We start from the raw sequence: 13,728 nt of genomic DNA on the forward strand, positions 1-13,728 counted from the left end.
CCATCACCATCTGTATCGAATTGTTCATCTGCTCCTATTGCGACGTATCGAGGGTATCCTGTTGGATTCTTCATCCCTGCCACAAAAGGCATTTGCGAAATTGTTACACCGGGCAAAACATCCGCTTCAAGTTCCCACTTATAGGCATTCCTTGAAATATTTTCCCAAGAATCGAGACCATAGGCTAATAAATTTTGATTTTTCCATTGAGTAGGAATCTCTGAACCTTGGCCAGTTCCTGTTATTTTACTCCAAAATTCATCCCATCTTCCTCTGTTTTTAGGATCTAACTCTGGATTCTTAACCAACGTTCTTGTAGCACCTGGGAAACTATCTAAATTCCGATCATGAATTTGTTTCCATGGTCGTCCTCCTCCCCCCGTCACAGCATCGCTGTTATAGGTTCTGATTTTAATTGTAGATGCATCCAAACCTTTTGGCAACCAGACAGTGAGCCCAGGTCTGCTCCATCTCTCATGCTGCTCATTAAAAATCACTGTATACTTCACATGTTGTCCATTGTTCGTTATTTCAGTAGTTACCTTAACTGATTTCTTCGTTTCTTGAACCTCGGAATCAGTGTCACCAAGATAGGTTACATTTCCTAACGTTTCAAAGCTTGCAGACACTGACTCCGCACCAAGACCCAAAAATGTAAGTCCGACTAAAACCGATGCCGCGCCAAATTTAAATTTTCTGAGAGAGTAGCGAAAGGCTTTCTCTCCACCTTTTTTCTTATTTTGTATCAATTTCAACAATTATTTTTCTCCTTATGTTCTAAGTAATTCTTTCTGTGAACTCCAAGGCCAGCCAGCTTTTTTCTGACTTCAGAAAGCCTCAAGTGTAGCCGTCTGCTTCCTGGGTATCAATGATGGCAAAGACTCCTACAGGGCAAAAACCATGCTCTGGATAGTCCAAGCCTGGTAATAAGCAGAGGTACCAACGCCTGTAGATACATACCAGGTGCTCCTTCATCGCTCAAACCGCCATTATGTTGGATGACAATCCTATCGATAGCTAAACGATTGTCATCGCTATTCATGATTTCTTCGTCGACATCAGCGATAAGACCTGAAAATAAACCACCATTTATCCGTTTTGTTTTAACCTTAATCACCTCCTAGTTATCTTCCTTTAGGTGTTGAAACATTGAAATCTGCACTCTTTCCATTTCTAAAAAACCATCTACTAGCTACTCAACCACATCCGTACTGGTTAGACCATAAGCTTGTTTAACAGTCTCCGTCTAAACTGAGTTTTCTTTCAAATGCACCGAGACAAACTCAAGTTTCAAGGAAGTTCCTGTCTTTTAAGCACAAAAAACAAACCGGACCTTGAGTTGTTTTACGCTGTAAATTCCATTTTTTCATACTGCTTTCCAGTCAGGCTATTCTTTCCCTGACTATAGGTTTTCTTTTCCCCCCTCGATTTTTCTTGCATTGGAGTGGAGTTTCCGCAGGCACACCCGCTTCTTTAGACTGGATGCCTTCCCACTTGATTATTTCGTCAGAGATTATCCCTTCACAGGTCTTGACAAAGAATGTAAAAGGCTTGCTTTCACCTGCGTATTTATTTCTCAGTCAGACACTGGTAGAGAAACTTTTCTCGTTCTAAAAGTTGCGCTGCCTTCTGATAGGATATCCAGTGTTCCTTGCTATTATAAATACCAAGCAATCCCTCACAAAGCAACCCCATGCTTGAAAGCACAACAGAGACAAGGCGATAGTGATCGCCCGGCATGGGAATGGCACAAAAAATCGCAATCAAAAAACCGGAAACAATCTCAGCAATCTCCAAGACCTTGTAGCGTCTGCGATGCTGGAAACTTTTCCCCTGAAAGCAGGTGATTTGCTTTTCCAATCACTCTGTCATATAGACTTCTTCTGGTGTCATATAGAACTCCTCTCTGTTTTGTTTACCACTATCATAATAATACATAATAGAAAGTGAATCAACTTGTAGATTGTAAAACTAGACTTCCTGCAAAACTAGAATCCTAGTTCATGATTGATAATACCAGCAATCGAGTTCATTCGTAAGCCGAAGCGTTTACGATGATTTCGATAGGTTGTTGAAAACATTTTAAACGTTTTTACTTTGGCAAAGATGTTCTCAACCTTGCTTCTCTCCTTAGATAGCGCATGGTTACAGGCTTTATCTTCAGCTGTTAGCGGCTTGAGTTTGCTGGATTTACGTGGAGTTTGTGCTTGAGGATATATCTTCATGAGCCCTTGATAAGCACTGTCAGCCAAGATTTTACCAGCTTGTCCGATATTTCTGCGACTCATTTTGAACAACTTCATATCATGACAATAGTTCACAGCGATATCCAAAGAAACAATTCTCCCTTGACTTGTGACAATCGCTTGAGCCTTCATAGCGTGGCATTTCTTTTTACCAGAATAATTCTCTAATTGTTTTTTAGGGCGATTGATTTTTACTTCCGTCGCATCAATCATTACCGTGTCCTCAGAACTGAGAGGAGTTCTTGAAATCGTAAAACCACTTTGAACAAGAGTTACTTCAACCCATTGGCTCCGACGGAGTAAGTTGCTTTCGTGGATACCAAAATCAGCCGCAATTTGTTCATAAGTTCGATATTCTCGCACATATTGAAGAGTGACCATAAGAAGGTCTTCTAGGCTTAGTTTAGGTTTTCTTCCACCTTTTGCGTGTTTAAGTTGATAAGCTGTTTTAATACAGCTAACATCTCTTTAAAAGTCGTGCGCTGAACACCAACAAGACGCTTGAATCGTGCATCAGTTAGTTGTTTACTTGCTTCATAATTCATAGAACTATTCTACCATATTTTGTTTCGCAGGAAAGTCTAATATATAAATAGCAACTTACGACTATTTACCCCACTGTACCTCCTATGAAGAATATACAGTCTAGTGATAATTATACCACCCCCCCCCCCCCGAATTTTGCAAGGAAAAACATTTTATTTTTTCGGTTTTGTAATTCGAATGTGATAATGTCTTTAGTAAATCGAACGTGAAAATGTCCCATTTGATAAAATAGTCGTATGAAAAGTATCCAACTGAATATGAATAAAACGAAAAAATATCTTGTGATAAAAGCTATAGACCAAGGAAAGAAAACAAAGAATCGAGCCTGTGTCGAACTGAATCTTTCTGAAAGACAAATCAATCGTCTGCTACTAGCCTATCAACAGAAAGGAAAAGAAGCCTTCAGACACGGAAACAGAAATCGAAAACCAAAACATGCAATCCCTGATGAAAGCAAAATAATTGCCCTCAATCTCACCATTTTTTTGGGACATCATCACTTTCGATTGACAGCCTCAATCCACTATAACTCTGCACATAAAAATGGAGAAGATGGCAATCCTCTTCTCCAAATATTAACTTCTTTACAAACCAACTATAGTTGACAAAGAACCTAAAATCAATTGATAACACAAGGTCAAGTCGGTCAACTCTTTCAACTGAAGCCCTGTCAATTCTTCCCATTTATCAATTTTGTATTGGAGAGAATTGCGGTGCAGATAGAGTTGCTGGGCTGTTTTTGTTAGGACAGCACTATTTTCCCAAAGGGAGAGAATGATTTCCTGAATCTGATCTTGATCCAAAATCATCTGGTGTAGACATTCCTTGATTGGCTTCAAGTCCACGAGCCTTTCTCCCATACTCCAAAGATAGAGCTGTGAAAAAGTATGAACACCTTGGTGACCCTGACGCCACCAAGTCTTAAACAAATCTCTCTCTGCTTTAATCAAGTCTGATAGGGCTTGATGTCTTGCCTGAGACCAAACCTGGCCTAACATGATAGAGAGACGAAGTCCAAAGTCATACTCAACCGCTTCAATCGTATCAGATAAGATTGAACGTACAGAGGTGTACTTATCTTGTTGCAGCACGAAAACATAATCCTGAGCTCCGACCTGAAGCACCGTCTGACAATTCGGAAAAAGAGTCCGCATCATATCTAGCCAAGAAGCCAGATTTTCCTGCTGAAAATAGGAAAGATGGCAATACACCAACTGAATCTTTTTAAAAGTTTGCGGTGCCTGACCCTTCCCCTCAATCAGATAGGAATACCAAGGATTGAGCGAACGAGCCTGCTCCTGCTGGGTCAAAAGGGAAATCAACTGCTTTTCACGCTCACTGAGCCCAGCTTTCTCCAGCAAAATCCACTGCTGAGAAGCTAAAGGGAGAGTGAGATAGCCCTCTTTCTCTACTGGTTGGTCTGAAATCTGAGCCTCAGGAAACCAGTCTTGTAGTTCTTTTGTCATCATGTCCTAGCCCTCCACTTTTTGGATGCACCACCAAATCAAGCTCTCAAGACGTTCCAGATTTTCAGTCATATGGAGATAGCCCATCACAGCTTCAAAACCTGTGGACATGCGGTAAGTCACCACATCGGCATTTTTAGCCTTTGTGTGGCTATTGGTATTGCGGCCACGTTTGTAGATTTCTTTTTCTCTTTCCGTTAGGACTTGCTCCTCTAACATGAGGGAAATCAGGCTAGCCTGAGCTTTGGCCGACACATACTTGGTCGCTTCTTGATGGAGTTTATTGGGTTTGGTCATGCCTTTTAGGATGAGGTGACGACGAATATACATGGAATAAACCGCATCTCCTTCAAAGGCTAGCGCAATCCCATTAATGAGATTGACATCAATCACGTGTCCACCTCACTCCATCCTTGGTGTCAAGGAGCTTAATTCCCTGAGCAGCCAATTGATCACGGATCTGGTCCGCTGTCGCAAAGTCACGATTGGCACGCGCCTCTTGGCGTTTTTGAATCAAGTCTTCAATCTCTGCATCCAAAGCTTCCTCAACAAAGACAATTCCAAAAATTTCTAACATATCTGCAAGAGCTTGCTTGACACTTGCATCATAGTTCCCTGAGTTGATCCATTTGGCCATTTCAAAGACAATTGTGATACCGTTGGCAGCATTAAAATCTTCATCCATAGCTGCTACAAACTTATCTTTAAAGTTTTGTAACTCTTGGGCATCCACGTTTCCTGTAAATGGTTGCTCATAAGTATTCTTCAGATACTTGAGATTGGTCTCGGCATCGCGAACTGCCTTTTCCGTGAAGTTGATAGGCTTACGGTAGTGCTGGGTCGCAAAGAAGAAACGAAGTACTTGCCCATCAAGAGTTTTAAGGGCATCGTGTACCGTAATGAAGTTACCCAAGGACTTAGACATTTTGACATTGTCGATATTGACAAAGCCATTGTGCATCCAGTAGTTAGCAAAAGTCTTGCCTGTTTTAGCTTCAGACTGGGCAATTTCATTGGTGTGGTGTGGAAACTCTAGGTCAGCTCCACCACCGTGGATATCAATGGTATCACCTAAAATCTCTGTCGACATGACTGAACACTCGATATGCCAACCCGGACGTCCAGGTCCCCAAGGACTATCCCAAGAAATCTCACCTGGTTTGGAAGATTTCCATAATGCAAAGTCCACAGGATTTTCCTTACGAGCCGTTTCTTCATCGGTACGACCTGAAGCACCTAGCTCCAAATCTTCCAAGGTTTTATTAGCCAATTTGGTGTAATTGTGAGATTTTTCTACACGGAAATAGACATCCCCTTGACTCTCATAGGCAAAGCCTTTCTCAATCAAGTCTTCCACAAAACGGATGATGTCTGCCATAAACTCCACCACACGCGGATGGCGAGTCGCAGGTTTGACGCCCAAGGCCGTCACATCCTCACGAAAGGCAGCGATGTACTTGTCCGCAACCTCCTGAGACGTGATGCCTTCTTCCTTGGCACGGTTGATTATCTTATCATCCACATCCGTAAAATTGGAAATATAGGCAACCTCATAACCACGATACTCAAAATAGCGACGAATGGTATCAAAAGTCACCGTTGAACGGGCATTCCCCACGTGGATATAGTTGTAGACGGTTGGTCCACAAACATACATCTTGACTTTGCCGTCCTCGATTGGGACAAATTCTCGCAAATCACGAGACATGGTGTCGTAGATTTTAATCATAAAATAATAGTCAGGAAAACCAAAATCAAAGAACACTTAGTTTCATCACTAAGAGTTCAATTGAATTTCAGTCCGAATATCTCTACACTTCGGAATCCCTTGCTCCTTTCTCATTCAGATAAACCACCTGAGTCTGTTTGACAAAGCCAATTTTTTCATACAAACGTTTGGCACCTACATTGCTATCTTCCACTGCAATCTGAAATTCCTTGTCATTTTGCTCAATTAGTTGGTTGACGAGGGATTTTGCTAAGTAGCTTCCATAGCCTTTCCCACGTTCAGGTTCCAATATTGCTAAACCGTAGAAGTAATTCGTATCGCTCGATAAATCAACCGTGCAAGTCCCAATGACCTCACCGTTTTTTAACAAAATATACAAGCGACTTTCTGGATCCTTCAGAGCTTCAGCGACATATCTATCCACAACTTCTCTAGATTCATGTTCCTCTGAAAATGCCTGAAATTTTAACTGGCTAATTTGCTCCTGATACGAACTATCTGCTAACAAAACTTCAAGATTGGAAAGATTGGAAACATTTCCTAACGGATAAGGTTTTCTATCCTTACCTAACCAAGTTTCTGTCTCTTCATCCTCGACCAATCCCCAGTTGCTGACAAAATCAGGATAACGGTCTAGAAAAACACGCTCTGTCTGAAAAGTAACTGAACGAATAGGGAAAGAAGCCGTTTCTTTCTCAAAACTCGTAAACAAAGCACGCGCAATTCCCTGACGGCGATGATCTGGATGAACCAGTATCGTCACTTCCACATCTTGATCATCTGCATAAACAGTTAATAAACCAACAAGTTCGCCTTTTTCATAATAAAGGAAAAAGGCGGGCATGTTTGGGTCAAAATTAAGCATGTTAGAGAGATAGGGATCACGATAGGTACCGTCATAGTTTTGGCAACAGTTAATTAGTTTTTTCGCCTCAGATAACTCCTCTTGGCTTAACTTGTTTCTTGCTTGAATCATATAGGTATCCTCTACAAACCAGACGATCTATGACTGGCTTCTTTAGCCTGCTCGAGTTTATTAACATAATACTCTCGTTTTTCTTCGACTTCGTGAATGACAGGCTCATCCTTCTTACCATGAAGGCGGACAATCTTAGCCGGAATACCGACAACCGTCACATCACTAGGTACATCTGCCACGACAACTGCTGCTGCACCAACCTTGGCATTTTCACCGATTTCCACTGGTCCGATGACTTGGGCATGAGCCGATATGAGAGCTCCCTTTCGAACGGTCGGATGGCGTTTTCCAACATCCTTACCAGTTCCACCAAGAGTCACCCCGTGATAAAGAAGAACGCCTTTTTCAACGATCGCTGTTTCTCCAATAACCAAGCCTGAACCGTGGTCGATAAAGACACCTGAATCAATCTGGGCACCTGGATGAATCTCAATCTGAGTCCAAAAGCGCCAGAACTGACTGTGCATACGAGCCAGGAGTTTGAAGTCGTACTTCCAGAGAAAATGCGAGAGACGGTGGGCCGCCAAGGCCTTGACACCTGGATAAGTCAGCAAAACCTCCAAAGTGGTGCGGGCCGCTGGATCATTTTCTTTTACGATATCAATGGTTTCGCGCCACCACCCCATACATTTCTCCTTTTCTTACTCTGAATCTTTTGGTATTTCTGTAAATTCTTTCTTAGGTTTGTGATCCTTGTGATGACGTGGGCGGTGAGGGCGCTCAGACTTTTCACCTTTTTCATCATGCTCAGGTTTTGGCGGACGAGGTAGAAGAGCCTTCATAGAGGCATCGATACGGCCTTTTTCATCAATCTTGATAACCTTAACATCAACTTCATCCCCGATTTCTACCAAATCCTCTACACGATTGGTACGAGTCCAAGCCATCTCAGAGATATGAACAAGGGCATCTGTCTTATCAAAGAGGTTAACAAAGGCACCAAATTTCTCGATACGAACGACTTTAGCACGGTAAACTTCGTCCACCTTAGCTTCACGAACCAAACCAGCAATAATTTCTTTAGCACGATTGATGGCATCTTGGTCACTAGAGTAGATAGACACATTTCCTTCTTCGTCTATATCAATCTTAACACCTGTTTCAGCGATAATCTTGTCGATGGTTTCTCCACCCTTACCGATGACAATCTTAATCTTGTCCACATCAATCTTGATCGTATCAATTTTCGGAGCAGTTGGAGCCAATTCTGGACGAACTTCTGGAATGGTTGCTTCAATGACATCAAGGATTTCAAAACGCGCTTTCTTGGCTTGAGCAAGAGCCTCCGTCAAGATTTCTGCAGTAATCCCTTGAATCTTGATATCCATTTGAAGGGCTGTAATCCCATCACGAGTACCTGCAACCTTGAAGTCCATATCTCCAAAGTGATCTTCCAAACCTTGGATATCTGTCAATACTGTGTAGTTATTTCCATCTGAGATAAGTCCCATAGCAATACCAGCTACTGGCGCCTTGATTGGCACACCACCAGCCATAAGGGCAAGAGTTCCCGCACAGATAGAAGCCTGAGATGAAGAACCATTTGATTCCAAGACTTCTGCCACCAATCGGATAGCATATGGGAATTCTTCCAAACTTGGCAAAACTTGAGCAAGAGCACGTTCACCAAGAGCCCCGTGACCGATTTCACGACGACCTGGCGCACCGTAGCGTCCAGTTTCCCCTACAGAGTATTGTGGGAAGTTATAGTGGTGCATAAAGCGTTTCTTGTACTCTGGATCCAAACCATCAATGATTTGAGTTTCTCCCATCGGAGCCAAGGTCAAGACTGAAAGAGCCTGAGTTTGTCCACGAGTGAAGAGACCGGAGCCGTGCACACGAGGAAGGAAGTCAACAACCGCATCCAAAGGACGGATTTCATCGACCTTACGACCATCAGGACGCACCTTGTCTTCTGTAATCAAGCGACGCACTTCAGCGTGTTCCATTTGTTCCAAGATTTCAGCCACATCGCGCATGATACGGTCAAATTCTTCGTGGTCTGCATATTTTTCTTCGTAAACGGCAGTCACTTGGTCTTTAACTGCTTGAGTAGCAGCTTCACGAGCCAATTTTTCTTCTACTTGAACCGCTTTTTGGAGGTCGCTGTTGTAGACTGAGATAATTTCAGCTTGCAAGTCAGCGTCCACATGAAGCAATTCCACTTCTGCTTTTTCTTTACCGACTGCTGCAACGATTTCTTCTTGGAAGGCAATCAATTCTTTGACTGCTTCGTGCCCTTTGAGAAGGGCTTCCAACATGATTTCTTCTGACAATTCTTTGGCACCAGACTCTACCATGTTAATGGCGTGTTTGGTACCAGCTACTGTCAATTCAAGGAGAGATTGCTCTGCTTGTTCTTGCGTAGGGTTGATGATGATCTGACCATCCACATAACCCACTTGGACACCAGCGATTGGTCCATCAAATGGAATATCTGAAATAGAAAGCGCCAAGGATGATCCAAACATAGCAGCCATTGGTGCAGAAGCATTTTCATCATAAGAAAGCACTGTGTTAATCACTTGCACTTCATTACGGAAACCTTCCGCAAACATTGGTCGGATTGGACGGTCAATCAAACGCGCTGTCAAAGTCGCATCCGTTGAAGGACGTCCTTCACGTTTCATAAAGCCACCAGGAAATTTTCCAGCCGCATACATTTTTTCTTCGTAGTTGACTTGGAGAGGGAAGAAATCTCCAGTTGCCATCTTCTTAGACATCACGGCCGCAGTCAAGACAGTTGACTCACCGTAACGCACGACAACTGCGCCATTTGCTTGCTTAGCAACCTGACCAGTCTCTACAATTAACTCACGACCCGCAAAAGTCGTTTGAAACACTTGTTTTGTCATTTTAATCCCCTTTGGATTGATGAAATTATACGCCTTGCCTACAAAAATCAAGATACTAAGCCGTTAAGCAACTCAAAGGAAAATAGGAAATCGAACGACGGAGCGAATGCTCCTAGGTAGATTTATCTTTTTCCACAGAGTTGTAGGCAATTAAATGCTTTACTAACTCTCTCGTCAAATAATATCGATTTGACTCGCTCGTGTCGGTAAACCTTACAGTTAGAATGCATTCTATTATTTAACACCCTCATCTTTGTATCAAGTACGTACAGAGTCTATTTTATCATATTTTTCTTAAAAAGTGCGGTCTTTACCATTAAAAAGGAACCATTCCCCTCACTTGAGAAGAATGGTTTTCTTTTTATTATCCTAGAGACTGATGATTAAACAAGGCATGGGTTGCTTGATGGATGTATTTTGCTGTTTCAGCATTGTTCATAGTGTAGAGATGCACACCTGCAACATCCTGAGTTACCAAGTCCACGATTTGGTCCACTGCATAGGCAAGTCCTGCTGCTCTGAGCGACTCAGGGTCATGCTCATACTTGTCTAAGATGGCTTTAAATTTGCGTGGAAGATGGATATTCTCACAAGTCTTCAAGAGGCGGAGAGCCTGATTTCGATTCAGAATTGGGATAATCCCTGCATGAATTGGAACATCAATCCCAGCCAAGATACACTTGTCTTGGAAATCATAGAAGCGCTCATTGTCAAAGAAAAGCTGAGTTACAAGGCTCGAGCAACCTGCATCCACTTTCTTCTTGAGATTTTGGATATCTGAAATCTGATTTGGCGAATCTGGATGACCTTCTGGATAGCAAGCTCCAATAATATCAAAGTGAGGGGCTTGTTCCTTGATAAACTCAATCAAGTCCGTTGCATAGCGGAAATCCTTTTGCGGTTCTACATCTGGAATAATATCCCCACGAAGAGCCAAGATTTTCTGCACACCAACCTCGTCCAAGTCAGCAATTGTTTCAGCAACCTTGTCCTTAGTCAAATAGATGGCTGGCAAGTGGGCAATGGTCGGAATCGCCAAGTCATTTTGGATAAAGTCAGCCAAACGGACCGTCGTTTCCTTGATATTAAATTTATTATTGCTGGCAGTTACACTGATAAAGTGGGGAGTCAACTCCTGCATATCTTGAAGAGCAGAAATAATGTTATCATTACCCACGGCTGGGTTTGGAGGGAACACTTCAAATGAGAGTGACGGTGTTTGGCGTGACATATGTAATAACCTTTTCTAGTTGATTTTTTTCGTTAGCTGGATTCCTAGAATCCAAGTGAAACAAGCTGATTAACCAAACAGCGCTTCTTGAGAAATCCTATCTTACAATCTCTCACGCGCAGCTTTCGCTGCTTCAACAAGGCGGATCAAGCTTTCTTTTGTTTCTGGAATACCACGTGTTTTCAAACCACAGTCTGGGTTGATCCAAACTTTCTTGCTTGGCACTTTAGCAAGGATAGCTTCGATTGTATTGTCGATTTCGCCTTCATTTGGCACACGAGGTGAGTGGATATCGTAAACCCCAGGTCCCACTTCTGTTTGGAAGTTTTTCGCTTTGAGTTCGTCCAAGATTTCAAGGTTTGAACGGCTAGCTTCAAATGAGATAACGTCTGCATCCATGTTGTCGATAGCTGGGATGATATCTGTAAATTCTGAGTAACACATGTGAGTGTGGATTTGTGTATCTGACGCTACTGTTGAGTGTACCAAGCGGAAGGCAGGAATTGCCCAGTCAAGGTAGTCTTCGTACCAGTCGCTACGACGGAGTGGCAATTTCTCACGAAGAGCAGCCTCGTCGATTTGGATGATCTTCACGCCAGCAGCTTCAAGGTCAAGAACTTCATCCTTGATAGCAAGAGCGATTTGAAGAGTAGAATCCTTGATAGAGATGTCTTCACGTGGGAATGACCAGTTGAGGATGGTAACAGGTCCAGTCAACATACCTTTAACAGGTTTGTTTGTACGGCTTTGTGCATAGCTAGACCATTTAACAGTGATAGGGTTAAGACGAGTGACATCACCCCAGATGATTGGTGGTTTCACCCCACGCATACCGTATGATTGTACCCAACCATTTTTAGAGAAGAGGTAACCTGACAAGTTTTGACCGAAGTACTCAACCATGTCATTACGCTCAAATTCACCGTGAACAAGGACATCAAAGTCAATATCTTCTTGCCATTTGATCCATTCATCGATCGTTTCAGCAAGGAAAGCGTCGTACTCTTCTTGAGACAATTCACCTTTACGGTAAGCCAAACGTTTGGCACGAACTTCTTTTGTTTGAGGGAATGAACCAATCGTTGTTGTTGGAAGAGCTGGAAGTTTGAAAGCTTCTTCTTGGATAGCTTCACGTTCTGCAAAGGCTGGCAAACGAGTGTAGTCTGTGTCTGTCAAGCCAGCGATACGCGCACGAAGTTCCGCATTTTCACCCACACGCTCAGTCGCAAAGAGTTCTTTGTTGTCTGCAAGTGCTTCTTCACCTTGACCATTGCGAATAGCATCCAAATCACGAATCTCATCCAATTTTTCAACTGCAAAGGCAAAGTGGTTCAAGATAGCTGGTTCAAATTCTTCATTAGCTGTTGTAAATGGTACATGAAGAAGTGAGCATGAGCTAGTCAAGACAATGTTTTCAGCTGGGATTTGTTCAAGAACAGCCAAGCTCTTTTCATAGTTGTTACGCCAGATGTTTTTACCATTGACAATACCTGCATAGAGAGTCTTGTCAGCTGGGAAGCCACCTTTAACGAGTTCAAGAGTTTTCTTACCTTCAACGAAGTCAAGACCGATAGCATCTACTGGCAAGTTTACAAGGTCAGCGTAAACGTCACGAACGTCACCGAAGTAAGTTTGAAGCAAGACTTCAAGACCTTTTTTGTCAGCCAAGAGTTTGTTGTAGAGGTTCAAGAAGAGAGCTTTTTCTTCAGCTGTCAAATCTTTGACAAGAGCAGCTTCATCCAATTGGATACGAGTCGCACCAAGTTCTGCCAATTTAGCAAAAACTTCTTGGTAAGCAGCCACTAAGCTGTCTACGAAGTCTTCTGCTTTCACGCCTTCTTCAAAGTCTGACAATTGAAGGAAAGTAAATGGACCTACAAGGACAGGACGAGTGTTTAATCCTAGCTCTTTTGCTTCTTGGAACTCATCGAAAATCTTGTGACCAGCCAATTTTACTTGAGTGTCTTTTTCAAATTTAGGAACGATGTAGTGGTAGTTGGTGTTGAACCATTTCTTCATTGGAAGGGAGCGAACGTCCCCTTTTTCTCCTTGGTAACCACGACCCAAAGCGAAGTAGCGCTCAAGGTCAGACAAGTCCAAGTTTTGTACTGAAGCAGGTACCACGTTGAAGAGGAATGCTGCATCTAGGAAGTTGTCATAGTGAGAAAAGTCATTTGATGGAATTTCAGTGATGCCTTTTTCTTTGACAATGTTCCAGTGCTTAGCACGCAAGTCTTTTGCTGCTGCTAAAAGTTCTTCTTCTGAGATTTCTTTTCTAAAGTATTTTTCAGTTGTAAATTTTAATTCACGGAATTCGCCCAAACGAGGGAAACCGACGATTGTAGTTGACATGATGTGTCCTCCAAAATTTGTTGTTGAAACTATCTTAACAGAAAAGAAAGCGTCTGTATAATTGTAAAAAATTAGGCTTTGATATAGTTTGAAACTATATATCTGTTTTAAACAAAAGAAAAAGACCTGAGACAAATGCCTCAAATCCTTTGTATAGCGTGTTTTATAGCTTTATTTCAGTTATGCTCTTCAAACGCTTTATTAGTAATTCTTATAAGTGACTATGGCTTGTTATTAGAAAAGACTATAATACTCTTCGAAAATCTCTTCAAACCGCGTCAACGTCGCCTTGCCGTACTCAAGTACAGCCTACGGCTAGTTTCC

11 protein-coding genes and 2 pseudogenes are annotated in these 13,728 nt (G+C 42.4%); 1 reads left to right on the top strand and 12 read right to left on the bottom strand.

Features of this window, described 5'->3' with window-relative positions; all coding sequences use genetic code 11:
• The 4 genes and pseudogenes from HT723_RS05615 to HT723_RS05630 form a co-directional block, all read right to left on the bottom strand.
• Positions 1–758 (bottom strand): YSIRK-type signal peptide-containing protein (locus HT723_RS05615; protein ID WP_172934813.1); only part of this gene is annotated, 758 nt, incomplete at its 3' end.
• Positions 759–837: 79 nt separating this feature from the next.
• Positions 838–975, bottom strand: coding sequence for a hypothetical protein (locus tag HT723_RS05620; protein ID WP_153300005.1), 138 nt, complete (start codon positions 973–975; stop codon positions 838–840).
• 407 nt (positions 976–1,382) lie between these two features.
• Positions 1,383–1,860 (bottom strand): annotated as a pseudogene (locus tag HT723_RS05625) (DUF4231 domain-containing protein).
• Positions 1,861–1,988: 128 nt separating this feature from the next.
• A protein-coding gene (locus HT723_RS05630; protein WP_172934814.1) for an IS5 family transposase occupies positions 1,989–2,791 on the bottom strand; the annotation gives its coding sequence in 2 pieces (ribosomal slippage) (positions 1,989–2,698 and positions 2,698–2,791; 804 coding nt in all).
• Between the two features lie 258 nt (positions 2,792–3,049).
• Between HT723_RS05630 and HT723_RS05635 the strand changes: the two are divergent.
• A pseudogene (locus tag HT723_RS05635) lies at positions 3,050–3,250 on the top strand (helix-turn-helix domain-containing protein); the annotation flags it as partial.
• A 126-nt stretch (positions 3,251–3,376) separates the two neighbouring features.
• On the opposite strand, the gene HT723_RS05640 reads toward HT723_RS05635, so the two are convergent.
• From HT723_RS05640 to metE, 8 genes are all read right to left on the bottom strand, one after another.
• On the bottom strand, positions 3,377–4,261 hold the full coding sequence (locus tag HT723_RS05640) for a PucR family transcriptional regulator (RefSeq protein ID WP_000988345.1): 885 nt from the start codon (positions 4,259–4,261) through the stop codon (positions 3,377–3,379).
• Positions 4,262–4,264: 3 nt separating this feature from the next.
• A complete protein-coding gene (locus HT723_RS05645) occupies positions 4,265–4,651 on the bottom strand; it encodes a Mini-ribonuclease 3 (protein ID WP_101514389.1) in 387 nt (128 codons plus the stop codon).
• The gene (gene cysS / locus HT723_RS05650) at positions 4,644–5,987 is read right to left on the bottom strand and encodes a cysteine--tRNA ligase (RefSeq protein ID WP_172934815.1); all 1,344 of its coding nucleotides are present in this window, start codon (positions 5,985–5,987) and stop codon (positions 4,644–4,646) included. The genes HT723_RS05645 and cysS overlap by 8 nt, the downstream gene beginning before the upstream one ends.
• 82 nt (positions 5,988–6,069) lie before the next feature.
• Complete coding sequence (locus HT723_RS05655) at positions 6,070–6,963, bottom strand: GNAT family N-acetyltransferase (RefSeq protein ID WP_172934816.1); 894 nt, start codon at positions 6,961–6,963, stop codon at positions 6,070–6,072.
• A gap of 11 nt (positions 6,964–6,974) precedes the next feature.
• A complete protein-coding gene (gene cysE / locus HT723_RS05660) occupies positions 6,975–7,592 on the bottom strand; it encodes a serine O-acetyltransferase (RefSeq protein WP_023933244.1) in 618 nt (205 codons plus the stop codon).
• A gap of 15 nt (positions 7,593–7,607) precedes the next feature.
• Positions 7,608–9,821: a polyribonucleotide nucleotidyltransferase gene (pnp, locus tag HT723_RS05665; RefSeq protein ID WP_172934817.1), complete on the bottom strand. Its 2,214-nt coding sequence runs from the start codon at positions 9,819–9,821 to the stop codon at positions 7,608–7,610.
• Positions 9,822–10,185: 364 nt separating this feature from the next.
• A complete protein-coding gene (gene metF / locus HT723_RS05670) occupies positions 10,186–11,052 on the bottom strand; it encodes a methylenetetrahydrofolate reductase [NAD(P)H] (protein WP_138702724.1) in 867 nt (288 codons plus the stop codon).
• Between the two features lie 102 nt (positions 11,053–11,154).
• A complete protein-coding gene (gene metE, locus HT723_RS05675; protein WP_172934818.1) occupies positions 11,155–13,404 on the bottom strand; it encodes a 5-methyltetrahydropteroyltriglutamate--homocysteine S-methyltransferase in 2,250 nt (749 codons plus the stop codon).
• Positions 13,405–13,728 lie beyond the last annotated feature (324 nt).

This window comes from Streptococcus sp. 2106, assembly GCF_013277315.1.
Classification (GTDB): domain Bacteria; phylum Bacillota; class Bacilli; order Lactobacillales; family Streptococcaceae; genus Streptococcus; species Streptococcus pseudopneumoniae.